Below are 23,765 nucleotides of genomic sequence, written 5' to 3'. Positions count from 1 at the left end.
GACAAAGCTGTGACCGTCGAAAACGTCGTCGGCCTGGTCGTGGCCGTCGCCCTGCTGGGCTATCTCGTCCTCGCCCTGATCTTCCCGGAGAGGTTCTGAGAACAGATATGGGTCCTGAACTCGCCGGCGTGCTCCAGTTGCTCGCCCTCATCGGCGCACTGGCGCTCGCCTACGTTCCCGTCGGCGACTACATGGCCAAGGTCTACTCCTCGCGCAAGCACCTGCGCGTCGAGGGGTGGATCTACAAGGCCATCGGTGCCAACCCCGACACCGAGATGACCTGGCCCGCGTATCTGCGCGGTGTCCTGGCGTTCTCGGCGGTCAGCGTCCTGTTCCTCTATGTGCTGCAGCGGCTGCAGGGCGTGCTGCCCGGCTCGATGCACTTCTCCTCGGTCAACCCGGCGCAGTCGTTCAACACGGCCGTCTCGTTCGTGACCAACACCAACTGGCAGTCGTACTACGGCGAGCAGACCATGGGGCACGTCGTGCAGACTGCCGGTCTGGCCGTGCAGAACTTCGTCTCCGCGGCCGTCGGCATCGCGGTGGCGGTGGCGCTGGTGCGCGGTTTCGCGCGGTCGCGCACCGGTGAGCTGGGCAACTTCTGGGCCGACCTGGTGCGCGGCACGCTGCGCATCCTGCTGCCGGGCGCCGCGATCGCCGCGATCGTCCTGGTGGCATGCGGAGCGATCCAGAACTTCTCCGGCATCCACGAGGTCGGCCAGTTCATGGGCGGCTCGCAGCAGTGGAACGGCGGCGCCGTCGCCTCCCAGGAGGCCATCAAGGAGCTGGGCACCAATGGGGGCGGTTACTTCAACGCCAACAGCGCCCACCCCTTCGAGAACCCCACCCCCTTCGCCAACCTCTTCGAGATCTTCCTGATCCTCGTCATCCCCTTCTCCCTGACTCGCACCTTCGGTGTGATGGTCGGCTCGGTGAAGCAGGGTTACGCGATCCTCGCCACGATGTTCACCATCTGGCTGGGTTTCGTGGCGCTGATGATGTGGACGGAGTTCGCCCACCACGGCCCGGCGCTGCAGGCGGCGGGCGGGGCGATGGAGGGCAAGGAGACGCGGTTCGGTGTCGGCGCGTCGTCGATCTTCGCGGTGTCTACCACGCTCACCTCGACCGGTGCGGTGGACTCCTTCCACTCCTCCTTCACCGGTCTCGGCGGCGGCATCACCATGCTCAGCATGATGCTGGGCGAGATCGCGCCCGGTGGTACCGGCTCCGGCCTCTACGGCATGCTGATCATGGCCGTCATCGCGGTGTTCATCGCCGGCCTGATGGTGGGCCGCACACCCGAGTACCTCGGCAAGAAGATCGGCGGCCGCGAGATGAAGCTCGCCGCCTGCTACATCCTGATCACCCCGGCGCTGGTGCTGGTCTTCACCGCGGCCTCCATGGCCCTGCCGACCCCGCCGCACTCGATGCTCAACTCCGGCGCACACGGGTTCTCCGAGGTCCTGTACGCGTTCACGTCGGCGTCGAACAACAACGGTTCGGCCTTCGCCGGTCTGAACGCGAACACCGACTGGTTCAACACCATGACCGGACTCGCGATGCTGCTCGGCCGCTTCCTGCCGATGGTGTTCGTCCTGGCGCTGGCCGGCTCGCTCGCCGAGCAGACGCCGGTCCCGGTGACCGCGGGCACCCTGCGCACCGAGAAGCCGCTGTTCACCGGCCTGCTGGTGGGCGCGATCCTCATCATCACCGGTCTGACCTATTTCCCGGCCCTGGCGCTGGGTCCGCTGGCCGAGGGGCTGGCGTCATGACCACCCGCATAGACAAGCAAGAGGACTCGATGTCCACAGCCACTCCCACCCGGGCGCCGCACAGCGACGTCCCCACCGGGCACAAGCCCGCCGAGGGCCGTGTCGGAGCGGGCCTCTTCGACCCCAAGGCACTGGTCAAGTCCCTGCCGGACGCGTTCCGCAAGCTCGACCCGCGGGTGATGGTCAAGTCCCCCGTCATGTTCGTCGTGTGGGTCGGCTCCGTCCTGACCACCGTCTTCTCCTTCCAGCACCCGGGACAGTGGTTCGGCTGGACCATCAGCGCCTGGCTGTGGCTGACCGTGATCTTCGCCAACCTGGCGGAGGCGGTCGCCGAGGGCCGCGGCAAGGCCCAGGCCGACACCCTGCGCAAGGCCAAGACCGACACCGTCGCCCGCCGGCTGCTGAAGGACGGCTCCGAGGAGCAGGTCCCCGGCACCGCGCTGACCATCGGTGATCTGGTCGTCTGCGAGGCCGGTGACATCATCCCCGGTGACGGTGACGTCGTCGAGGGCGTCGCCTCGGTGGACGAGTCGGCGATCACGGGTGAGTCCGCCCCGGTCATCCGCGAGTCCGGCGGTGACCGCAGCGCCGTGACCGGCGGTACGAAGGTTCTCTCCGACCGGATCGTCATCAAGATCACGACGAAGCCCGGCGAGACCTTCATCGACCGGATGATCAACCTGGTCGAGGGCGCGGCCCGGCAGAAGACGCCCAACGAGATCGCGCTGAACATCCTGCTCGCCTCGCTGACCATCGTGTTCCTGCTGGCGGTGGCGACCCTGCCGCCGTTCGCGAACTTCGCCCACACGCACCTGACAATGGTCGTGCTGGTGGCCCTGCTGGTCTGTCTGATCCCGACCACGATCGGCGCCCTGCTCTCCGCGATCGGCATCGCGGGCATGGACCGGCTGGTGCAGCGCAACGTGCTGGCCATGTCGGGCCGTGCGGTCGAGGCCGCCGGTGACGTCTCCACGCTGCTGCTGGACAAGACCGGCACCATCACCCTCGGCAACCGCCAGGCCGCCGAGTTCGTGCCGGTCAAGGGCTCCACCGAGGCGGAGGTGGCGGACGCGGCCCAGCTGTCGTCGCTGGCCGACGAGACGCCCGAGGGCCGCTCCATCGTCGTCCTGGCGAAGGAGAAGTACGGGCTGCGCGAACGCCACCAGGGCGAACTGACCGGCGCGGAGTGGATCGAGTTCACCGCCCAGACCCGGATGTCGGGTGTGGACGTCGAGGGCCGCAGGATCCGCAAGGGCGCCACAGCCTCGGTCATCGCCTGGGTCGAGGAGCAGGGCGGCACGGTGGCCAAGGACGCCGACGCGATAGCCAACCGGATCTCCGAGGCGGGCGGCACGCCCCTGCTCGTTGCCGTCAAGGACGACAAGGGCGCCCGGGTGCTGGGTGTCATCCATCTCAAGGACGTGGTCAAGGAGGGCATGCGGGAGCGGTTCGAGGAACTGCGCCGCATGGGCATCAAGACGGTCATGATCACGGGTGACAACCCGCTGACCGCGAAGGCGATCGCCGAGGAGGCGGGCGTCGACGACTTCCTCGCGGAGGCCACCCCCGAGGACAAGATGGCCCTCATCAAGCGGGAGCAGGCGGGCGGCAAGCTGGTCGCGATGACCGGTGACGGCACCAACGACGCACCGGCCCTGGCACAAGCCGACGTCGGCGTGGCGATGAACACCGGTACGTCGGCCGCCAAGGAGGCCGGCAACATGGTCGACCTCGACTCCAACCCGACGAAGCTGATCGAGATCGTGGAGATCGGCAAGCAGTTGCTGATCACCCGCGGAGCGTTGACGACGTTCTCCATTGCCAACGACGTCGCGAAGTACTTCGCGATCATCCCGGCACTCTTCGCGGCGGTCTATCCGGGCCTGGACAAGCTGAACATCATGCACCTGTCCTCGCCGAACTCCGCGATCCTGTCGGCCGTCGTCTTCAACGCGCTGATCATCATCGCGCTGGTGCCGCTGTCCCTGAAGGGCGTGCGCTACCGGCCGATGAGCGCGGACAGGATGCTGCGGCGCAACCTCGGGATCTACGGCATCGGCGGCCTGATCGCGCCCTTCATCGGCATCAAGATCATCGACATGCTCATCTCCCTCATTCCCGGAATCGGCTGATCGCCATGAACAACTCCGTAACGAACACCGTCCGGTTGCTCGGGGCGGGCCTGCGGGCCCTCCTCGTGCTGACCCTGGTGACGGGCGTCATCTACCCGCTGGTGGTGACCGGCATCGCCCAGGGGCTGTTCGGCAACAAGGCGAACGGCTCCGAGATCAAGGCGGACGGCAAGGTGGTCGGCTCGTCCCTGATCGGGCAGTCGTACAACCTGCCGCTGAAGAAGGGCCAGGAGACGCCGGACCCGGACCTGAGGTGGTTTCAGGGGCGCCCGGCGAACGGGCTCGGCGCGAACAGCGTCAACATGCAGTACAAGCTGATCCTGTCCGGCGCCACCAACCTGTCCGCCGACAGCGGCGCGGTGAACGGCAAGTGCCCGGACAAGCCCGCGGACAAGACGCTCTGCGCCCAGGTGCTCGCCGCCGAGGACGCCGTCGTCAAGGACAACTCGATCCCCGGCTACAAGGTCAAGGGGTCCGACGTCCCCGCCGACGCCGTCACCTCCTCCGGCTCCGGACTGGACCCGGCCATCTCCCCGGAGTACGCCGAACTCCAGGTCCACCGGGTTGCCGAGAAGAACGGCCTGCCCGTCGCCCAGGTGGAGAAGCTGGTCAAGGAGCACACCGAAGGCCGCACTCTGGGCTTCATGGGCGAGCCCCGGGTGAACGTCCTGGAGCTCAACATCGCGCTCAAGGACCTCGCGGCGAAGAAGTGACGGCCTTACGCCACCACATGGGAGTCGGCGAACCCGGGACGGAACCCGGGTTCGCCGGCTCCCGTAGCCATGACGTCTCTGAGCGCGGCACCCGTCTGCACGCTCTTCCCTCACCACACTGACCGGCCCGGCCGGGGCCGTACCAGGAGCAGATGACCGCGCTACGACGCTGGTCCGGCCCTCGAGTACCGGAGCCCGACACGCGTCACAACGGCTGGTGTGTGACCGGCGCGCCCTATACCTCGATGTGCGAGCCCATGATGACCGTGCGGTCGCGGGGGAGGCCGAAGTACTCGGCGGCGTCGGCCGTGATGTAGGAGGTGGCGATGAACAGCCGTTTGCGCCAGGGCGCCATCGTCGGTGACTTGCCGCGCCGAAGGTCGATCTTCGACAGGAAGTAGGAGGCCTGGTCGAGGTGCAGCGGTCCCTCGGTCCGGGCCGGGTCGAGCAACGCCAGGGTGCCGGGCACGTCCGGTGTCTCCATGTAGCCGAACAGAGCGGTCACGTGGATGATCCCGTCGTCGGCGTAGCCGAGGTCGTCGACGACGACCCGCTGGTCGGCCGGGACACGGGGCACGGGTTGGGTCTCGAGGCAGAGGATCACGACCTGGTCGTGCCGGACGTGGTTGTGCTCGACGTTGGCCCGCATGGCCAAGGGCGCGGTCTGCTTGCCCCGGTTGAGGAAGACCGCCGTGCCGGGGATCCGGAGCGTCGGCACCCTCCCCGAGCGGAGGTCGTCGATGAACTCGGGCAACGGGCCTTCGAGGCGCGCCCGTTCGGCGGTCACCAGCTCGCGGCCGCGTTGCCAGGTCGTCATGACGGTGAACGCGGTGACGCCGATCAGCAGCGGCAGCCACGCGCCGTGGACAAGTTTGGTCATGTTGGCCGCCACGAACAGCAGGTCCACGAAGAGGAGTACGGCTGCACCGATGCCGACCAGCCACACCGGCGTGCCCCATTGCGCGCGGGCGACGTAGAAGAACAGCAGGGTGGTGATGGTGATGGTGCCGGTGACCGCCATGCCGAAGGCGAAGGCCAGCGCGGTGGAGCTGCGGAAGGCGAAGACCAGGGTGAGGACCGAGACCATCAGCAGCCAGTTGATCCAGGGGACGTAGATCTGGCCGATGGTGGATTCGGAGGTGTGCGCGATCCGCAGCCTCGGCAGGTAACCGAGCTGGGCGGCCTGGGAGGCGACCGAGTACGCGCCGGTGATCACGGCCTGGGAGGCGATCACCGTGGCCGCCGTGGCCAGCAGGACCATCGGCAGGCGCCCCCAGACGGGTGTGAGCAGGAAGAACGGGCTGCTGATGTTGTGCGGGTCGGCGAGGATCTTGGCGCCCTGACCGAGGTAGCTCAGGATGCACGCGGGGAAGACGAGGATCAGCCAGGCGCGGGTGATCGACCGGCGACCGAAGTGCCCCATGTCGGCATACAGCGCCTCGGCCCCGGTGACCGCGAGCACGACCCCGGCCAGGGCGAAGAAGGCGGTGCCGAAATGGCCGAACAGGAAGCCGAGGGCGTAAGCCGGCGACAGTGCCCGGAGGATGGACGCGTGACCCGCGATGCCGGCGACACCGCAGGCGCCGATGGACACGAACCAGGCGATCATGACCGGCCCGAACACCCGGCCCACCGCCGCGGTTCCCCGGCGCTGCACCACGAACAGCACCACGATGATCACCGCGGTGATCGGCACGATCACGCTGTGCAGCGACGGCTGGACGACTTTCAGTCCCTCGACCGCGGACAGCACCGAGATCGCCGGGGTGATCATGCTGTCACCGAAGAACAGCGACGCGCCGAAGATGCCCAGCGCGGCCAGGACGGCCGCCGCTCGCCGGCTCCGCCGTGAGCTCGATCGTCGCACCAGGGTGATCAGCGCCATGATGCCGCCCTCACCGTCGTGGTCGGCGCGCATCGCCAGCAGCACATAGGTGACCAGGACGATGACCACAACCGACCAGAACACCAGCGACACCACCCCGTACACGTTCTGCGTGGTGACGGGGACGGGATGCGGGTCGCTCGGGTTGAAGACGGTCTGGAGGGTGTAGATCGGGCTGGTCCCGATATCACCGAAGACCACACCGAGAGCACCGATCACCAGCGCGAGACGCACCGTGTCGTGCACGCTCGGACCATGAGCCTCCGGCGGCCGCTGTGCGGATCCGCCGCCCGACGCGGCCTCGTGGCCGGGATCGGCCATGGCATCCTCCTCCGCTCGGCCGCTGTGCTGCAGGCTAGGTGCCCTACGCCGCGACGATACCGATCACGCGCACAACCGTTCCTAGCGCACGCCGCTTCGTGCGAACCGGGTCACCTCGTCTGGCCTCCGGCGAAGGTCTTCAACGAGGGCGAGCAGCTCCGGTGGCGCGGCCGGGCTCGCAGGGCGCGGCTCTCGGGTCACAGACCGGTTCCCGGCGGATTGGCCCACAGGGCGGCCCGGCAGCAATGCGGGCCGGCGGCCCGGCCACCAGGGGGGCGCGGTGACCGTCCGGCGGCAGCATGCTGGGCGGCAACCTGTTTACGATTCATTGCTCGCGAGCGAGTGCGCCGTCGGCGTGGTGGGCCCGCCGGGTCAGACGAGGGCGGCGACGAGCAGGGTGAAGGCGGCGATGATGACGGCGACGCGGACGTAGTGCTTTGCGATCGCAGTCGCCCTGAGGTGCGGTGCCGCAGGCTGCCCCACCCAGGCGGCGCTCTGAGAGGTCGACGACGACGGCAACGCCACGCCGGACACCGCGCCGACACCCGGCCTCGGGCTGCTCGGCATGCGCGAACGCGTCACCGCCCTCGGCGGCCGGCTGCGCGCCGGACCGCGCAGCGAGCGCGGCTTCACCGTCCAGGCCGAACTCCCCGTGGAGCAGATGTCATGATCCGCGTCCTGCTGGTCGACGACCAGCCGCTCATTCGCAGCGGATTCCGCGCGCTCCTCGGGGAGCGCCCAGTCCAGGCACCGCGTGCAGGGGAAGACGGGCCGGCACGTCGCGGTCGACGAGGCGGGCAGGGTGCTGGGCTGGGTCGCGGCGGTGCCCGTGTCCGACCGGTGCGCCTATGCCGGCGTCGTCGAGCACTCGGTGTACGTCCACGCCGACGCCCGCGGCCGAGGCATCGGTACGGCCCTGCTGCCTGCCCTGATCGGCTCGACCGAGGCGGCGGGCGTCTGGACGATCCAGTCCGGCGTCTTCCCGGAGAACACCAGCAGCCTCTCCCTGCACCGCGCTGCAGGTTTCCGTGTCATCGGCACCCGCGAACGCTTCGGCCGGCACCACGGCGTATTGCGGGACGTCGTCCTGATCGAACGCCGCAGCCCCGCCATCGCATGACCGTCAGGAGCAGCGAAGCAGAATCATGAAGCCGTAGTCCATGTGGAGCTGCTGGTGGCAGTGGAACAGGGACAGCCCTGGCTGGTCGGCGGTGAAGTCGAAGTCGAGGCTCTGGTAGCCGCCGAGCATGACGACGTCCTTGCGCAGGCCGCGGGTGGGGGTGCCGGCGATGTGGGTGACCTCGAAGGTGTGGCGGTGCAGGTGGACGGGGTTCCACGAGGGCTGAGACGCGTTCGGCGGTGCCGATCCACAGCACCGGCACTCGGGCCTGGCAGGGCACAGGGTTGCCGTCGAGCGCGACCACGGTGAAGGTGTGGCCGGGCAGGGCGAGGCTGCGGATCTCGGTGGCGCTGGCGTTGAGGACGTGGAAGAGCACGCGCTGTCCGGTCTTGACCTTGATGGGCTCGCCGTGGCCGAGTTTGCGGCCGTTGACACTGAAGACGCGGTAGCCGACCTCGTAGCCGCGCGGCATGCCCCGGGCCAGCGAGTCGGCCATCGCCTGCTCGCCTTTGCGTTTCAGTTCCGGCACCGGGGAGCCGGCCAGGAAGGTCTCGGGGATGTCCCCGCCGTGGCTGAGGGAGGGCTGGAACTCCTTCAGGGTCAGGAACACTTCCTGGTCGTAGGCCCCGGGGTTGTTCTTCGGCTCGATGTAGACCGGGCCGGCCTGACCGGTGTAGGTGCCGCGGGCCAGATCGTCCATTGCTGCCACATGGGTGTGGTAGAAGCGGAAACCGGCCGGTCCGGGGGTGAACGACAGGCGCCGCATCCCGTACGCGGGGATGTACGGGGTGCCTTCCTCCGCGGCTCCGTCCACGTCGGCGGGGACCCGCTGGCCGTGCCAGTGCAGCAGTTCCGGGGTACCGGTGTCGTTGTGCACGTCGACCACGACCGGGCGGCCTTCGGTGAACCGCAGCAGCGGTCCGGGGAACTGCCCGTTGTACGTCGTGGTGGAGACGACCGTGTCCGGCGCGAGTTCGACGCGTCCGGTCGCGATCCGCACCGTGTAGTCCGCCTTGCGCGAAGGAGCGGCCCCGCTCAGCGCCGCGCGGGAGTCGCATCCGGTCACGGCACCGGCGCCCGCTCCGGCCAGCACGGACGCGCTACCCAGCTTGAGGGCGTCGCGGCGAGAGATGGGCACGGCTCTGCTCCTTTACGACGTGCCCGAACCGACCGGTTCAGCACGTGACTACTGTGTGTATCCAATCGAGTTCCTGAAGTGAATATCGCAGCCCGATACCGGATCTGTGTGCCGTGGTGGCGTCGTGGCGCACATCGCCGGTCCGTCCGGCGTAGCGAGTGCGGTGCCCGCCGGATCGGCGCCGTTGGGAAGGGGGCTGTCCAGCCAGGGCACAGGCGGGAGCATTCCGGCCTGAGCGTGCCCGAGCGTAGACTCGTAGGCCGATATCGGTTTCGTCACTGCCTGGGCGGGCGGGGTGGGGGTGGACAGTGCGTGAGTTCCAGCGGGGCGCGGTGCGGCTGCACATCCTGCACCACGCCGCCGAAGGGGAGATCCACGGGGCGTGGATGACGGAGGAACTGGCTCATCACGGCTACCAGATCAGCCCCGGCACGCTGTATCCGACGCTGCACCGGCTGGAAGCCGACGGACTACTGGTCTCCGAGCAGCGCGTCGTCGACGGCCGTGCCCGGCGCGTCTACACAGCCACGGAGGCTGGGAAGAAGGCACTGGCCGAGGACCGCAGAGCGTTGGCGGAGCTGGCTCGCGAAGTCCTGGGTGACGGGTCGTAGGGCTGCAAGCGGACGGGGCGGCGGTATGCGGCGCTGGTGTCAGCGGTGATGAGGCCGGGCGGATTCCGCCAGAGATGCTGTTCATAGCAGTCAACCGCACTTCGGCGAGTGGTCACCCCGGGGCACAGCTCATCCCCTCTCAGCACGGGTCTTTGGCGCCCGGACGGGGGACAGGGCATCACCCGTAGGCGGGATCGGTGCCGTCCGGTTACGCGTGGCAAGGCGACAGTGAAGGACGATGCCGAGGTCACCGTCGTCTGACCTGAGGCAAGGTCTCCGAATGACGCAGGCACGCACCTGGCTGTCCCGGCTCACGTACACCAGCGCACCGGGGGCGGTGCTGTGGATTCGCTTCTACGTGGGAGCGATCTTCCTTTCCGAGGGCATCTTGAAGTTCGTGCGTCCCGCCGCGCTGGGCATTGGCCGGTTCGACAAGGTCGGCATCCCCGCGCCTGCCTTCTTCGCCGCGTTCGACGGAGTCTTCGAGATCGGCTGCGGCCTCCTGATCCTGGCAGGGCTGCTCACCCGGGTGGCCGCGGTGCCCATGGTGATCGACATGATCTGCGCCCTGGCGATCACGAAGCTGCCGCTCCTGTGGGGACATGTAGCCCTGTTCAAGGGGGAGAGCGGCTGGTGGGACTTCGCTCACGAGTCCCGCGTGGAGGTCGCTCAACTGTGTGGCAGCGTCTTCCTGCTCCTTGTGGGCGCCGGCCGTTACTCCCTCGACGCTCGCCTGCACCACAACCTGACCGCCGAGGCCACGCCTCAGCCGCGCCGCAACTGACCATGCTGGAACTGTGGTTCTGGTCACGCCGGAGTGGCTGGATCGGTGAGCGTCCCGCATTGTGCGCGTACGGCACGCGCCCAACGGCTCTCCTCGCTGACAGGCGGGATGGAGCCTAAGCGATCTTGATGGTCTTGGTGACGGTGACCTCGTCGATGTCGGTGAGGACGGTAGTGATCGCCATGACGGCGACGGCGAGGGCCACCTCTGCCAGCACGGTGCGGCGAAGTCCCCGACGGCAGGATGCTTGACCGGGAGCGGGCCAGTCCACCGCACTCGATTCCCGCCCGCTGAAAGACTCCAACGGAGCCGGTCCCACGCCGCCGGAGCCGGCCTCGCCCGCATCGCCCCGGTGCGCGCCTACCGGCTGCGGCTCCCGAGTGACGGCGGAGACGGGATGGCTGTCAGCGGAGACCACCCGCCAGGACACCGTGTACGTGCCTTGGGCGAGCTTCGCGGGCAAGGCTACTTGAGCCGAGTCGGAGTGGCCCGCCGCGTGCGTCGGCTTGCCCGTGTGCACTTCGTGGTTGTCCGGGTCGAGGATGCCGAAGGAGTTGTCGAGCAGACCGACGCTCTCGGTGAAGGCCAGTGTCACCTGCTTCGGCGCCGACTTCACGACGCTGCCGTCGGCCGGGGCGCTCCCCGTCAACACCGCGTGCGCCGAGGCGGTACCAGCACCGCCGAACAGGAGCATGACCAACAGGGTGCCCGTCAGGGCCAGGCCCCTGACGGGCGCGCGGCCCCACAGCCGCATGCTCCAGACCGTGTGCCGTCCGTCTGCCTGTCCGTCCACGCCACGTCTCCGCATCCGCAACTCCCGGTCTCGGATACGTACGGACACGGCGAACGCCCTGCTCATCGCAACGGGATTTCGGCGGTCGCGCCCGTCAACCGCGATCGGCGTAAGAGGCTGTGGCGTCCGGGACCTGACCAGGACCGGGCACCAGCGGGTGATCACGTAGCCGTCGCGGTACCACAGCACCCCACCGGCCGGCCCGTCACCAGCCTCGTACGCGACCCGGCCGCCCTCGTCCGCATCGCCGCCTCCAGCATGGTCGGCGACGGCGAGTACGGGCACTGGCCACGCCCGGTCAGGGTCGCGACGGGGGTCATCCGATGTTCATCTCTGGTAGGTATCGTCTTGCGATATCGGGTGTCGATAGATGGGTGTACGGAGTGAGCCAGGCGTCGCAGGGCGGTGGAGCCGCTGTGCTGGAGCGGAGGCTGGGCGTATTCGATGCCGTGGTCATCGGGCTGGGCTCGATGATCGGTGCGGGGGTCTTCGCCGCTCTGGCGCCGGCCGCGCGGGCGGCGGGCTCGGGACTGCCGGTGGGGCTGGCCGTCGCTGCTGTGGTGGCGTACTGCAACGCCACGTCCTCGGCCCGGCTGGCGGCACGCTACCCGCAGTCCGGTGGGACGTATGTGTACGGCCGTGAGCGGCTGGGCGACTTCTGGGGCTACCTCGCCGGATGGGGCTTCGTGGTGGGCAAGACCGCCTCGTGCGCGGCGATGGCGCTCACCGTGGGCTCGTATGTGTGGCCGGACCAGGCGCACGCCGTCGCGGTTGCTGCCGTGGTGGCGCTGACCGCGGTGAACTACGTGGGCGTGCAGAAGGCCGCGTGGCTGACCCGGGCGATCGTCGCCGTGGTCCTGGCCGTGCTGGCAGCCGTGGTGGTGGCCTGCCTCACCTCCAGTACTGCACGGACCGGGCGGCTGGACATCGGCTCGGACGCCTCCGTCACCGGGGTGTTGCAGGCGGCCGGGCTGCTGTTCTTCGCCTTCGCCGGGTACGCGCGGATCGCGACCCTGGGCGAAGAGGTGCGGGACCCGGCCCGCACCATTCCCCGCGCCATTCCCCTCGCCCTGGGGATCACGCTGATCGTGTACGCGGCGGTCGCCGTGTCCGTGCTGGCCGTCCTCGGCCCGAACGGGCTGGCAAGGGAGAGCGCGCCGCTGGCCGAGGCGGTACGGCAGGCCGGTGTGCCGGGGTTGGTCCCGGTGGTTCGGGTCGGAGCGGCGGTGGCGGCACTCGGGTCGTTGCTCGCGCTGATCCTGGGCGTCTCGCGGACCACGCTGGCCATGTCCCGGGATCAACACCTGCCTCATGCGCTGTCCGCTGTGCATCCGCGGTTCAAGGTGCCGTATCGCGCGGAGCTCCTGGTGGGCACTGTGGTGGCGATTCTGGCCGCCACCACGGACGTGCGCGGCGCGATCGGCTTCTCGTCCTTCGGCGTTCTCGCCTACTACGCCGTGGCGAACGCCTCCGCCTGGACCCTGACCGAGGAGGAGGACCGGCCACCGCGCCTCATCCCCGTCCTCGGGCTGGCCGGCTGCCTGGTCCTGGCCTTCACCCTGCCCGCGACGTCGGTGGCATGGGGAGCGGCGGTGCTCGCGCTCGGGGCTGCGGCCTACGGCGTACGCCGGCGCCTCACGGCACGACCGGCGTCGTAGGAACCGGCTCATGAACGCTGTGTGAGGCCCCTTGCCTGCCCAGCGGTACGACGTCTCACCCTCGTCGGGGTTGACTCAGCGGGGTGCAGAGAGCCGGGAAGCGTGCCGGGTGATGCGCGTGGCGGCGAACTCCGTTCCTGCCACGAACCGCATCATCGGGCCGAACATCGGGGCCGCGAGTGAACCTGTGAAGTACAGGCCGGGCACCGAGGACTCGAACGACGCTGACAGGTGGGGTGCCTTCGATCCCGGGACGCAGGTCAGGGCGCCGCGCACCGTGGGCGACAGGAACGGGACCGCGTCCAGATCGAGCCGGTAGCCGGTGGCCGCGAGCACGTGATCGACCGCGAACGTCTCGGATCCACCGGGCCCCGCGACTTCCAGGCGCACCCCGGACCCATCCGCTTCAGCCCGGGTGACGCGGCTGGACGTGCGGACCGGCACGACGTCCTCCACCCGGTCCCGCAGCCACCAGCCGCCCGACGGCCCCAACGCGCGGCGGAACAGCAGCATGCGGGCGGCCGCGGGAAACCTCCGCAGTCCTCCCGGGGCCCTGCAGACCGCGGCCAGGACCCAGCCCGTGCCCAGCGGCGAGGCAGGCTTGGCCACGCGCTGCGCCCAGGGCCGGACCGGATCCGGCTTCGTCCCCCACAGCACGCGCGCTTCCCGGACCAGTACCTGAACCTCGGTGCCGGCCTCATGCAGCAACGCGGCGCTCTCCAGGGCGGACTGACCACCGCCGATCACCGCGACACGCTGACCGGCGTACGGCGACAGGTCGGTGTGGTGGCTGGTGTGCGACACCAGAGAACCCACACCGGGCCCTTCGGGAGCGAGCCGCCGCAGTTCCTCGGGGACATGGGCAAGACCGTTCAGTCCCGTGGCCACCACGACAGCGGCGGCCGGCAGCTCCCGCCCGTCGTCCAGCCGGACGAGGAAACCCCGCCCTGACGGGGCCTGCTCGACGGCCACGACCCGGGCCGGGTCCACCTCGCCGACATGGCGCTTCTGGAACCACATCCCGTAGCGCACGAACACATCGCAGGGGATCGGCGTCAGCTCCGTCAGCTCCGGCTCACCGTGCACGCGGCGGAAATCCGCAAGGCGCGCGCCCGGCTCCGGCGCGGACAGGTCGGTCGCGTCCGGGGTCGATTTCAGGAACATGCCGGTGGCCATGGAATGCCGCCAACTGCCCAGCACGTCACCGAAGATGCGGACCGGTACCCCTGCCCCTCGAAGATGTGCGGCCACTGACAGGCCGTACGGACCCGCCCCCACCACGACGACCGGAAGCCCCGCGCGCCCGGCGAACGCCAGCTCGTGGGCAGGGTGTTGCCCAGGCAGCGACTGTGTCATGCATCCCCCTGCTGATCCCGACGCCGCCTTCCCCAAGGCAGCGCGTACTTCGGGATGGCACGTCGGCGCACCGCCGCCGCACCCGTCCCCCCTCCGTCGCCCAGTGTGGCCTGTCAGCCGGTATCGGTCGACGATATCGGCACACGTTGGCCAAAACGTGGTCGAACGGTAGGGCGCGGATTGCCTCGCCGAACCTGTGCCCAGCCACTACCGTTGCGGCGCACCCTCGCTGCGACTCGCGCCCTCTTTCGCTTGCCACGAGCGCTTCTTGACGATCGGATAGCACTCCGTACCGCCATTGTTCACCGGTGCACTACAGGGAGTTGGGTGCGGAGTCGGTATGTGTGTGGGCTGTGGGTAGACAGTGCCTCGGGCGGCGGGGGAGGTCTTCGCCGCGCGTTGCCTTCAATGAGGGAGCGACATGGCAGGGTTCATACGCGGGCGCAGACAGTGGCGTCTTGCGGCGGGGGCGGCCGTCGTGGGCGCGATCGCCGCGGTCACGCTGGCGCCGGCCTCGGCATCGGCCCATGAGGAGCACCACCCCAAGGCGCACAAGATCGGCCACGTGTGGACGATCATCCTGGAGAACAAGTCGTACGAGGCCACCTTCACCGGCCTCAACCAGAACAGCTACCTGTGGAAGACGCTCCCGTCCTACGGCGAGCTGCTCACCCAGTACTACGGCACCGGCCACTACAGCCTGGACAACTACATCAGCCTGGTGTCCGGGCAGGCCCCCGCGCCGGACAACCAGAGCGACTGCCCGCAGTACAAGGACGTCTCCCCAGGCACCCCGGCAGCCGACGGCCAGGTCAACGCCACCACGGGCTGTGTCTACCCGTCCTCGGTGAAGACGCTCTTCAACCAGCTCGATGCGAAGAAGGTCCCGTGGAAGGTGTACGCCCAGGACATGGGCAACACCCCCACCCGCGAGAACGCCTACCAGTGCGGCATCCCCGGCGACCCCTCGGGCAACGGCGTGCCGGACCCGGGCGGCGCGACCGCGGAGGACCAGTACGTGCCCAAGCACAACCCGGTGCCCTGGTTCCGCTCGCTGATCGACAACCCGAACGACTGCGCCAAGGTCGCCCCCCTCGACGGGCTCGCCGCCACCGCGGGGCACCCGGCCGTGTCCGGCCTGGCGCAGGACCTCAAGAGCGAGAAGACCACGCCGCGCTTCAACTGGATCAGCCCGAACAACTGCTCCGACGCGCACGACGCCACCTGCAAGGGCGACAACCTCTCCGGTGACCCGAACAATCACCAGGGCGGCCTGTACGCCTCGGACAGGTTCCTGGAGAAGGTCGTCCCCCAGATCATGGCCTCCCCGGCGTACCAGCACGACGGCATGATCCAGATCATCTTCGACGAGGCGTTCCCGCCCTACAAGATGTACGGCAACTCCATCGCCGACTACACCGGCAACACGGACAAGACGCTGAACACCCCCACCGACACCGCGCAGTCGGTCGTCGCGTGCTGCAACGAGCTGCCCGGCCCGAACACCACCCAGCCCGGCTTCCAGGCGTTCGGCCAGGACACCACCCCGGGCGGCGGCATCACCGGCGCCGTGTTCCTCTCCCGCTACATCAAGCCGGGCTCCGTCAGCGAGCAGCCCTACAACCACTACTCGTGGCTGCGCAGCATGGAGGACCTGTTCGGCGTCCGCCACGGCGGCACCGACGGCCACGGCCACCTCGGCTACGCGGCCGCCGACGGCCTGCGCCCGTTCGGCGCGGACGTCTACAACAACCCCTCGGGCAAGGCCCTGGCCCCGGCGCCCTCGGGCAGCATCGTCTACCCGGCCGTGGCCCGCATCGACGACCCCGAGCACCCCGTCATCAAGACGCCCTGACCCGGGCAGCTGACCGGAAGGGAAAGACCTGCCACTGATGACCGCTGCGCGCACCGCGGCACCACGCCGGGCCGGCATCCGTCGGCCCGGCGCGTGGCGCACCCACACAAAGACCGCCCTGGCCACGCTCGCCTGCACGGCCCTCGCTCTGGCCCTGACCGGATGCGGCGGGCACCCCACGCCCAAGGCGACCGACGATGCGGCCAACACCGTCAAGAGACTGGGCGCCGTCCCCATCCCCAGCCCACCGACCGCACAGGCCACCCCCACCGCCAGTGAAAAGCACCTGCAACTGCTGGCCATGGGCTACTCCGTACACGCCCAACTTCCCGGTGCGAACGCGGTGGTGACCGCCGGCGGCCCGACAGAGAACCCGATCGCCAAGCCCAACGGCGTTCCCGACCACGCAACCGGCACGATCACCATGACCGTCCGCGATGCCACCGGCCCGCTCACCCTCCACGCCGCCGACTTCACCTCTCGCGACGAGAACGGCAAGGCAATCCCACTGACCGCCCACGGACCCGCCACTGTCACGGCCAGCCCCGGACGGACAGTGATGCTGACCCTGGCTGGGACCTACAAGGCCGGTGCCGCCGAACTCACCTGGCGACACGACGGCAAGACCATCGCCGTCTGGGACTTCAACATCGAACTCGACTGATGCGCGATCGGGGCGCCGGAATCGTAGTCGCGAACAGACGGGGAAGGAAGGGGCACGTTCGAGAGGTGCAAGCGGACCGACGGCTGCAAAGTGACCCGCCGAGGATGGCTTGATCGCGGCGCCGGTTGCTTTGGGGACCTGACCAGCTTGGTTTCGGCATCCGCAACCACTTGGCCAGGACGTTACTCGGCAAGTCGGACCCGCTCGATGCGCAGGCCGTCGCGCGGGCCGTGCTCAGTGGCCGAGCCCGGGCCCGGGCCAAGTCCGGCGACGGTCCGGTGCACAGCGCCCGGATGTTCGAACTCGCCAAGGACTCCGCGGTCAAGGCCCGTACCCAGGCGATCAACCAGCTCAAAGCCGTCCTGGTCATCGCCGATCCCGCACTGCGGGAACGACTGTCCAGCCTGGGCAACCGCGAACTGTTCCGCACCTGCGCACGCCTCGGCCCAGGCGACGGCGAGGGCGCGGTGGCCCAGGCCACCCACATGACCCTGAGAATGCTCGCCGAGCGCATCGAACAGCTCACCGGGCAGATCGATGAGCTGAACCAACGCCTGACCCAGCTCGTCGAACACCGGGCCCCACGGCTGCTCGTACCGGTGGGCATCGGCCCGGACAGCGCTGTCACGCTGCTGATCACCATGGGAGACAACCCCGAGCGGCTGAACACCGAGGCATCCTTTGCCGCCCTTTGCGGAGTCAGCCCCGTCGAGTATTCGTCGGGCCGGCGGAGCACGCGCCGGCTCAACTGCGGCGGCGACCGCCCGGCGAACGCGGCCCTGCACCGCATCGTGTTCACCCGGCTGCGCCACGACCCGCGCACCCAGGCGTACTACGAACGCCGCACTCAGGAGGGCAAGACCCGGCGTGAGATCATCCGATGCCTCAAGCGATATGCCGCCCGCGAGGTCTTCAACCTGGTCGGAACGGTACCCGGCGTTCCCCCGTTATAGGCGCGTCCGTGAGACGTGAGAGGGTCTGAGGCGTGAGTGAGACACCGTCGAACACCCTGCAATACCGCTTTGACGGGCCGGAAGAGGCTCCCGTCCTGATCCTGGGTCCCTCACTGGGTACCACATGGCACATGTGGGACCGGCAGATTCCGGAGCTAGCCAAGCAGTGGCGGGTCTTCCGGTACGACCTGCCGGGCCACGGCGGCGCCCCCGCACACCCGGTGGGTTCCGTCGCCGACCTCACCAGCCGGCTGCTGGCCACGCTGGACGGGCTCGGAGTGCAGCGCTTCGGCTACGCGGGCTGTGCCCTGGGCGGCGCCGTCGGCATCGAGCTGGCCCTGCGCCACCCCGAGCGCCTGTCCTCGCTCGCCCTGATCGCCGCGTCGCCCCGCTTCGGCACGGCCGACGAGTTCCGTCAGCGCGGTGTGATCGTCCGGACCAACGGACTCGACCCCATCGCCCGGACCTCCCCCGAGCGCTGGTTCACCTCGGGCTTCGCGGCCGCCCAGCCCGCGATCACCGGGTGGGCCGTGCAGATGGTGCGCACCACCGACCCCGGCTGCTACATCGCGGCCTGCGAGGCCCTCGCCGCCTTCGACGTACGGGCCGAACTGGGCCGCATCGGCGTGCCGACCCTGGTCCTCGTCGGCTCGGAGGACCAGGTCACCGGCCCCGCCGAGGCCCGCACCCTGGTCGCCGGGATCCCGGACGCCCGGCTCGCGGTCGTCCCCGGCGCCTCCCATCTGGTCCCCGTGGAGCAGCCCGCGGCGGTCACCGATCTCCTCGGTCACCACTTCTCGACGGCCTGGCAGCCCGCGTTCGACGCCACGACCGGCCAGCTCGCGGCGATCACGGCACCCCCGGTCAAGCCGGTGCTCGCGGCGCCCGCGCCGGTGGCGCCCGTGGCCGAGATCGCCCCGGCCGTCGTGGCGGCCGAGCCCGCGGGCCGTGCCGACCGGTACGAGGTGGGCCTCAAGATCCGCCGTGAGGTGCTCGGTGACGCCCACGTCGACCAGGCCCTGGCCACGGCGGACGACTTCTCCGGGGACTTCCAGGAGTTCGTCACCCGCTATGCGTGGGGCGAGATCTGGGACCGGCCGGGCCTGGACCGCCGCGTCCGAAGCTGTGTCACGCTCACCGCGCTGGTCGCGGGCGGCCATCTGGAGGAACTCGCCTTCCACACCCGGGCGGCCCTGCGCAACGGACTGACCCCGGCCGAGATCAAGGAGGTCCTGCTCCAGGCGGCGGTCTACTGCGGCGTACCCGCCGCGAACAGCGCGTTCAAGGTGGCGCAGCAGGTCATCCGCGAGGAGACGACCCCGCAGGAGTGATCGTCAGCCGGGTAGCGGAAGCACCACGTCGAGGGGCCCCCGGACCCCCGGGCGGGGGGCAGGATGGTGCTCATGAAGCTCACGAAGAAGTCGCACGCCTGCGTCCGGCTCGAGAAGGACGGACGCACGCTCGTCATCGACCCCGGCACTTTCAGCGAGGAGGACGCCGCCGTCGGCGCGGACGCCATCCTGGTCACGCACGAGCATCTCGACCACTTCAACGAGGACCGGCTGCGCGCCGGTCTGGAGGCCAACCCGGGCGCGGAGATCTGGACCCTCGCCTCCGTGGCGGAGCAGATCTCGGCGGCCTTCCCGGGCCGGGTGCACACCGTCGGCCACGGCGACGCCTTCACCGCGGCGGGCTTCGACATCCAGGTGCACGGCGAGCTGCACGCGGTGATCCACCCGGACATTCCGCGCATCACGAATGTCGGCTTTCTGATCGACGGCGGCAAGGTCTTCCACCCGGGCGACGCGCTCACGGTCCCCGACCAGCCGGTGGAGACGCTGATGCTTCCGGTGATGGCCCCCTGGAACAAGATCTCCGAGGTGATCGACTACGTCCGCGAGGTCAAGCCGCGGCGGGCCTACGACATCCACGACGCCCTGCTGACGGATCTCGCGCGCCCGATCTACGACAACCAGATCGGCGCGCTGGGCGGCGCCGAGCACCTGCGGCTGGCGCCGGGCGGGTCCGCGGACGTCTGACGGCCGCCGCGCCCCGGTGGGGGGCCCGGCCGCCCACCCCCACCCGGTTGTCGTACCCGCCCGGTAGGTTGTGAGGCATGCGCATCGCCACCTGGAACGTGAACTCGATCACCGCCCGTCTCCCGCGGCTGCTGGCCTGGCTGGAGAGCAGCGGCACGGATGTGCTGTGCCTTCAGGAGGCCAAGGTCGCCGAGACCCAGTTCCCCTACGGGCAACTGCGTGAACTGGGATACGAGGCGGCGGTCCACGCCACCGGCCGGTGGAACGGCGTGGCGGTGCTCTCCCGTCTCGGCCTGGAGGACGTGGTCAAGGGCCTGCCGGGCGATCCGGGCTACGACGGCGTCCAGGAGCCCCGCGCCGTCTCCGCCACCTGCGGCCCGGTCCGTGTCTGGTCCGTGTACGTGCCGAACGGCCGTGAGGTGGACCACCCGCACTACGCGTACAAGCTCCAGTGGTTCGAGGCCCTGAAGGCGGCCGTGGCGGGCGACGCCGGGGGCGGCCGCCCGTTCGCGGTGCTGGGCGACTACAACGTCGCGCCGACGGACGACGACGTCTTCGACATCGCCGCCTTCGAGGGTGCGACCCATGTCACCCCCGCCGAGCGTGCCGCCCTGGCCTCGCTGCGCGAGGCCGGCCTCACGGATGTGGTCCCGCGTCCGCTGAAGTACGACCACCCCTTCACCTACTGGGACTACCGTCAGCTCTGCTTCCCCAAGAACCGCGGCATGCGCATCGACCTGGTGTACGGCAACAAGCCGTTCGCGGAGGCCGTCAAGGACGCGTACGTGGACCGAGAGGAGCGCAAGGGCAAGGGCGCGTCGGATCACGCGCCGGTGGTGGTCGACCTGATGCTGTAGCGGCCTTGCGCGAGGGGCGCGACGGCCGGAGTCCGCGCGCCCTGTAGTGCGAGCCGTGGCGCCGGTGTCACGCTGGGCTTATGAACATCCCTTTCTTGGGCAACCGGCGCAAGAAACGCGGCCTCTCCCGGGGGGTCTCGGTGTTCTCCACCGGTGACCCCGACCCGGGCAACGTCGCTCAACTCCTCTCCGAGTGCGAGCTGCTGCGTTCCCAGGCCGAGCAGGCAGGCGTCGAACTGGACGACTCGGCGGAGTCGTTGGAGGCACTCGACCAGATCGTGCCGCGCTGGCGCGACGACGAGGAGATCGTGCCCTGGCTCGGAAACGACGCGGGCCTGTATCTGGGCACGGTGATCGTGCGTACGGTGCGGGGCGCTATCTGGGTGGTCCGGCCGAACGGCCACCCCGTGGTACGGCTGGCCTCGGGGCGCGAGATGGATGTGGTCGATGCCGGTCACACGTGGGCGGACACCGGCGCTCCCGAACTGACGCAGATCTATGCCGAGGTGGCGGAGTTCTAGCCCGGCGGCCCGCCGGCCGGAACCTCGACTAGGATGGGCCGTTCGTCCTCGCGGTCCCGGTTGCCGTGGGGCATCCCCCCACGGCCACCGAGACCGCAGGGGGAGGCAGCACCAGCTCATCGGGGTGTGCCCGGCCGGTGGCAGTCGAAGATCACTGCTCGCGCAGCGGGACGGACACGTAGGACGGGTCCTCCGCGGGTGAGGAGAAGGTCAGCTGCGCGCCGGACGGGTTGTGCTCGATGTAGAGCGGGTCGACCGTGTCGACGACCAGCGCGAGCCGGTGTCCGGCCGGGACGTCGTAGGCCGTGGAGAACAGCTCCAGGTCGAGGCCGAACGGCTTGCCGGGTGTCAGCCCGTGCCAGGTGTACGGCGCGTTGCTGATCAGTTTGCCGAGGCCGAGCGGGCCCACGTCGTAGAGGTACGCGATGAGGGTGCCGCTCTCCTTGGTGCCGGTCACGGTGGTGTGCAGCTTGGCCGTGCCCCGTATGTGCTGGGCGGTGGCGTACTTCGGCGACTGCCACACGGCCGCGTACCGGCGCGGCAGCAGCGGGATGGAGGCGATCGGCGGCAGGTGGACCAACTGGTCGAGGATGCTGGAGAGGAAGATGACCCCGCCGTCCGCGCCCGAGTCGACATTGGCGTGGATCGTGGTCGTTCCCGCGAGGTCGATCTTCCGCTTCGTCTCGCCCACCGACTTCCAGTCGGGGTAGCTCTCGTAGCCGCCCGAGGAGCGGGGCTTGAGCTGCACCGGCTGCTCGCGGTCGATGCCGTTGTCCTCGCCCTTCAGATAGTGGTCGAACCAGCGCTCGGTGTCGGTCCACACATCGTTGGGAAGCCCGAACAGCCCGGTCAGCTCGGCCGTGACGTGGTCGCCCGGACGCAGCTCCAGTCTCTTCGGGCCCTTCAGCTTCTCGTAGAAGTCGACATACTGGTTGGGCGGGAAGATGGTGTCGCCCCAGGCGCCGGCGAGCAGGAGCGCCGTGCCGTTCTTGTTGAACTCGTCGATATAGGTATCGGCGGAACGTTTCCTTCCCCAGGCGATCAGATCAGGCTCCTTCGCCAGGTTGGAGGCGAAGAAGTCCTGGAACACCTGCCGGAGTTCGGGGCTCGGCCGGCCGGTGACGGTGCCGGCGCCGTCCAGCAGGGCGCCCGCCTGGACGTGCTGGGTGCGGCCGGAGTAGATCGAGTCGATCAGGTCCGCCCAGCCGCTCAGCGAGGCGACTGCCTTGATGCGCTTGTCGTGCGCGGCCGCGAGCAGGCTGATGCCGGCGCCGTAGGAGACCCCCGCCATCCCGATGTGCCGGGCGTCGGAGGGGGTGTTGGCGAGCGCCCAGTCGATGACCCGGGAGGCGTCGGCTATGTCCGGGGGCCCCGCCACTTCTATCTCGCCGCCGGACTGCCAGAACCCCCGCACGTTGTAAGTGACCACGACATAGCCGGAGTCCGCGAGTTTTCGGGCCTGGGCGAGATACTCGACCTGCGGCAGGCCCCAGCTCGTCGGGAGCACGATCAGCGGATAGCGGCGTGTGCCGTCGGCGTCCGAGGGCGTCACCACGTTCCCCTTGAGGACGGTCCCGCCGTCCCCCGTGATGTCGACGAAGCGGATGTCGTTCGATGCCGCCTGGGCGGTCGGGGCGAACCCGAGGGCGCTGCCGGCGATCAGCGTCGCCGAGACGGCACCCACGGTGGTCGTGCGCAGGGCCTTGCGGTGGTTTCCCACGGGTCACTCCTCATGTGTCAGTGCAAAGTGACCAGACGGTAACCTCTTGTCCATACCAGAGGTAACCCGTCGGTAAGTTACGTGGGAGTAAAGGTTGTTGACGCCTCAGCAAACCTAAGGGACCCGCGGCTGGTTGCCGGGCGCCTCCTCCGGTACGGGAGCCTGCGCGGCCCGGGTGACGTCGGCGACCAGTTCCACCACATCCGGCCCGTACGCCTGGGAGTTGACCACCTTCAGCAGCAGGACGAAGGAGCCGGACCCGTACTTGCGGGCCAGCCGCTCGTGGTGACGGGCGAGATAGCGGGTCGCGGCCTGGTTGGTGATCGCGCGCTGACCGCAGAAGAGGAAGACGGGACGTGCGCCGCGCCCAAGTTCCGCCGTGAGCCGGGCCAGGATCACGTACTCCGCCCGGCCGGACTCCAGCAGATGGCGCTCACCCCCGATCTCGAACGCGCCGCGCTCCGGACCCGGTTCCGCCTCGGTGTTGATCCGTATGCCCGGCAGGAGCGACTGGAGGTGGGCGGCCATCCGGCGATTCGACGCCGGGCCGCCCACGCAGAACTCCGTGCGCTCGCCGAAACCCTGCTGGGCGGCGTCGTGCGCGACGACCTGGGCATGGGCGCCGCAGTCCTTGATGAGCGCGGACAGCTCCAGCAGCGCGAACACATCATGGCGCGTCACCGTCAACTCCGGTCCGCCCGCCTCCCGGTTGACCACCAGCAACGACTCGGAGTTGTCGGGCAACCCGAAGAACGCCTGCTTGCGGCGGAGTTTCCGCTTCCAGAGGTATGTCCGGGCGAGCCAGCCGATCGCGGCGCTGATGCCGGCGGCGATCACCCCGAGGACGATGTTGCGCACGTCGTCGTTCATGGC

At 69.4% G+C, this 23,765-nt stretch carries 21 protein-coding genes and 3 pseudogenes; 16 read left to right on the top strand and 8 right to left on the bottom strand.

Features of this window, described 5'->3' with window-relative positions:
- Positions 1-9: 9 nt before the first annotated feature.
- The 4 genes from kdpF to ACIP94_RS11915 are packed head-to-tail and all read left to right on the top strand — an operon-like array spanning position 10 to position 4,617.
- Positions 10-99: a K(+)-transporting ATPase subunit F gene (gene kdpF / locus ACIP94_RS11930; RefSeq protein WP_037770757.1), complete on the top strand. Its 90-nt coding sequence runs from the start codon at positions 10-12 to the stop codon at positions 97-99.
- A gap of 8 nt (positions 100-107) precedes the next feature.
- The gene (gene kdpA, locus ACIP94_RS11925; protein WP_402423220.1) at positions 108-1,772 is read left to right on the top strand and encodes a potassium-transporting ATPase subunit KdpA; all 1,665 of its coding nucleotides are present in this window, start codon (positions 108-110) and stop codon (positions 1,770-1,772) included.
- The gene (gene kdpB / locus ACIP94_RS11920) at positions 1,769-3,904 is read left to right on the top strand and encodes a potassium-transporting ATPase subunit KdpB (protein ID WP_402423217.1); all 2,136 of its coding nucleotides are present in this window, start codon (positions 1,769-1,771) and stop codon (positions 3,902-3,904) included. The genes kdpA and kdpB overlap by 4 nt, the downstream gene beginning before the upstream one ends.
- A 5-nt stretch (positions 3,905-3,909) precedes the next feature.
- Positions 3,910-4,617 carry a potassium-transporting ATPase subunit C gene (locus ACIP94_RS11915; protein ID WP_402423214.1) on the top strand — a complete coding sequence of 236 codons (708 nt, stop codon included), beginning with the start codon at positions 3,910-3,912 and terminating at the stop codon, positions 4,615-4,617.
- Between the two features lie 235 nt (positions 4,618-4,852).
- Here the strand turns inward: ACIP94_RS11915 and ACIP94_RS11910 are convergent, their stop codons facing one another.
- Positions 4,853-6,823 carry a potassium transporter Kup gene (locus ACIP94_RS11910; RefSeq protein ID WP_402423211.1) on the bottom strand — a complete coding sequence of 657 codons (1,971 nt, stop codon included), beginning with the start codon at positions 6,821-6,823 and terminating at the stop codon, positions 4,853-4,855.
- A 372-nt stretch (positions 6,824-7,195) separates the two neighbouring features.
- On the bottom strand, positions 7,196-7,390 hold the full coding sequence (locus tag ACIP94_RS11905; protein WP_402423208.1) for a hypothetical protein: 195 nt from the start codon (positions 7,388-7,390) through the stop codon (positions 7,196-7,198).
- Between ACIP94_RS11905 and ACIP94_RS11900 the strand changes: the two are divergent.
- Together ACIP94_RS11900 and ACIP94_RS11895 are read left to right on the top strand one after the other, a co-directional pair.
- Positions 7,326-7,493, top strand: a pseudogene (locus ACIP94_RS11900) (sensor histidine kinase); the annotation flags it as partial. The gene ACIP94_RS11905 and the pseudogene ACIP94_RS11900 overlap by 65 nt on opposite strands.
- A 102-nt stretch (positions 7,494-7,595) precedes the next feature.
- Positions 7,596-7,943: pseudogene (locus tag ACIP94_RS11895) on the top strand (GNAT family N-acetyltransferase); the annotation flags it as partial.
- 3 nt (positions 7,944-7,946) lie between these two features.
- On the opposite strand, the gene ACIP94_RS11890 reads toward ACIP94_RS11895, so the two are convergent.
- Positions 7,947-8,114: a multicopper oxidase domain-containing protein gene (locus ACIP94_RS11890; RefSeq protein WP_402424226.1), complete on the bottom strand. Its 168-nt coding sequence runs from the start codon at positions 8,112-8,114 to the stop codon at positions 7,947-7,949.
- Between the two features lie 49 nt (positions 8,115-8,163).
- Positions 8,164-8,943: pseudogene (locus tag ACIP94_RS11885) on the bottom strand (multicopper oxidase domain-containing protein); the annotation flags it as partial.
- Positions 8,944-9,389: 446 nt separating this feature from the next.
- Here ACIP94_RS11885 and ACIP94_RS11880 point away from each other — a divergent pair.
- Complete coding sequence (locus ACIP94_RS11880) at positions 9,390-9,692, top strand: PadR family transcriptional regulator (protein ID WP_402423206.1); 303 nt, start codon at positions 9,390-9,392, stop codon at positions 9,690-9,692.
- 280 nt (positions 9,693-9,972) lie between these two features.
- The gene (locus ACIP94_RS11875; protein ID WP_402423203.1) at positions 9,973-10,476 is read left to right on the top strand and encodes a DoxX family protein; all 504 of its coding nucleotides are present in this window, start codon (positions 9,973-9,975) and stop codon (positions 10,474-10,476) included.
- A gap of 115 nt (positions 10,477-10,591) precedes the next feature.
- On the opposite strand, the gene ACIP94_RS11870 is transcribed toward ACIP94_RS11875, so the two are convergent.
- Positions 10,592-11,269 (bottom strand): copper resistance protein CopC, encoded by a 678-nt coding sequence (locus ACIP94_RS11870; RefSeq protein ID WP_402423200.1) that lies wholly within the window; start codon positions 11,267-11,269, stop codon positions 10,592-10,594.
- Positions 11,270-11,652: 383 nt separating this feature from the next.
- Between ACIP94_RS11870 and ACIP94_RS11865 the strand changes: the two genes are divergently transcribed.
- Positions 11,653-12,927, top strand: coding sequence for an APC family permease (locus ACIP94_RS11865; protein WP_402423197.1), 1,275 nt, complete (start codon positions 11,653-11,655; stop codon positions 12,925-12,927).
- A gap of 75 nt (positions 12,928-13,002) precedes the next feature.
- Here the strand turns inward: ACIP94_RS11865 and ACIP94_RS11860 are convergent, their stop codons facing one another.
- Positions 13,003-14,283 (bottom strand): FAD-dependent oxidoreductase, encoded by a 1,281-nt coding sequence (locus ACIP94_RS11860; RefSeq protein WP_402423195.1) that lies wholly within the window; start codon positions 14,281-14,283, stop codon positions 13,003-13,005.
- A 421-nt stretch (positions 14,284-14,704) separates the two neighbouring features.
- On the opposite strand from ACIP94_RS11860, the gene ACIP94_RS11855 reads away from it, so the two are divergent.
- The 7 genes from ACIP94_RS11855 to ACIP94_RS11825 all read left to right on the top strand — a co-directional run bounded on the left by ACIP94_RS11855 (position 14,705) and on the right by ACIP94_RS11825 (position 21,172).
- Positions 14,705-16,138, top strand: a complete 1,434-nt coding sequence (locus ACIP94_RS11855; RefSeq protein ID WP_402423193.1) for an alkaline phosphatase family protein — start codon at positions 14,705-14,707, stop codon at positions 16,136-16,138.
- Positions 16,139-16,175: 37 nt separating this feature from the next.
- Positions 16,176-16,802 (top strand): hypothetical protein, encoded by a 627-nt coding sequence (locus tag ACIP94_RS11850; protein WP_402423190.1) that lies wholly within the window; start codon positions 16,176-16,178, stop codon positions 16,800-16,802.
- Positions 16,803-16,972: 170 nt separating this feature from the next.
- Positions 16,973-17,755 (top strand): transposase, encoded by a 783-nt coding sequence (locus ACIP94_RS11845; RefSeq protein WP_402423188.1) that lies wholly within the window; start codon positions 16,973-16,975, stop codon positions 17,753-17,755.
- A 32-nt stretch (positions 17,756-17,787) separates the two neighbouring features.
- Positions 17,788-19,086 carry a 4-carboxymuconolactone decarboxylase gene (gene pcaC, locus ACIP94_RS11840; protein ID WP_402423185.1) on the top strand — a complete coding sequence of 433 codons (1,299 nt, stop codon included), beginning with the start codon at positions 17,788-17,790 and terminating at the stop codon, positions 19,084-19,086.
- Between the two features lie 72 nt (positions 19,087-19,158).
- Positions 19,159-19,794, top strand: coding sequence for an MBL fold metallo-hydrolase (locus tag ACIP94_RS11835; protein ID WP_402423182.1), 636 nt, complete (start codon positions 19,159-19,161; stop codon positions 19,792-19,794).
- A gap of 77 nt (positions 19,795-19,871) precedes the next feature.
- Positions 19,872-20,651: an exodeoxyribonuclease III gene (locus tag ACIP94_RS11830; protein WP_402423179.1), complete on the top strand. Its 780-nt coding sequence runs from the start codon at positions 19,872-19,874 to the stop codon at positions 20,649-20,651.
- Between the two features lie 80 nt (positions 20,652-20,731).
- Complete coding sequence (locus tag ACIP94_RS11825) at positions 20,732-21,172, top strand: DUF6278 family protein (RefSeq protein WP_402423177.1); 441 nt, start codon at positions 20,732-20,734, stop codon at positions 21,170-21,172.
- Positions 21,173-21,323: 151 nt separating this feature from the next.
- On the opposite strand, the gene ACIP94_RS11820 is transcribed toward ACIP94_RS11825, so the two are convergent.
- Together ACIP94_RS11820 and ACIP94_RS11815 are read right to left on the bottom strand one after the other, a co-directional pair.
- Positions 21,324-22,892, bottom strand: a complete 1,569-nt coding sequence (locus ACIP94_RS11820) for an alpha/beta fold hydrolase (RefSeq protein ID WP_402423175.1) — start codon at positions 22,890-22,892, stop codon at positions 21,324-21,326.
- A gap of 114 nt (positions 22,893-23,006) precedes the next feature.
- Positions 23,007-23,762, bottom strand: a complete 756-nt coding sequence (locus ACIP94_RS11815; protein ID WP_402423172.1) for a hypothetical protein — start codon at positions 23,760-23,762, stop codon at positions 23,007-23,009.
- Positions 23,763-23,765 lie beyond the last annotated feature (3 nt).

It is taken from the genome of Streptomyces sp. NPDC093261 (genome assembly GCF_044753645.1).
Taxonomy (GTDB): Bacteria; Actinomycetota; Actinomycetes; order Streptomycetales; family Streptomycetaceae; genus Streptomyces.
The sequence above is the reverse complement of the archived record's forward strand: the minus strand, read 5'-3'. Positions and strand labels throughout refer to the sequence as shown.